This window comes from Mesorhizobium sp. M8A.F.Ca.ET.208.01.1.1 (assembly GCF_004791315.1).
Lineage (GTDB): Bacteria > Pseudomonadota > Alphaproteobacteria > Rhizobiales > Rhizobiaceae > Mesorhizobium.
Genome location: NZ_SRUT01000183.1, coordinates 1 through 336 on the forward strand (window position 1 = coordinate 1; position 336 = coordinate 336).

1 pseudogene is annotated in these 336 nt (G+C 57.7%); it reads right to left on the bottom strand.

Features of this window, described 5'->3' with window-relative positions:
* Positions 1-336, bottom strand: a pseudogene (locus EN851_RS36875) (transposase); the annotation flags it as partial.

The window sequence follows — 336 nt, forward strand, 5'->3', positions numbered from 1 at the left end:
GTCTTGACGTGCATCGGCCGGAACACAATTAACCCGCATCATCTGCGCGATGCCGCGCGCATCGTTGCGGTCGCTCTTGTTGACCTGCGCCTTGAGAAAGGCCTTCGCATGACGGGTTACGATGCAGATTGCAGGTAGTCCGGCTCCCGCCAGACCACTGAACAACCATTTGATAAGGGACCAGCTTCAAGCCCGATCCGGGCCAAATTCCAGGCGGGGTTCTTCAACGCCTCAACAAGATCGTCCGGATGGCTCGCAACCTTCATCTCTCGGCAAATGCGGCCTCCTTCATCCACGATGCAAACGGCCGTCTCTTTTACGGAGACGTCCAGTCCG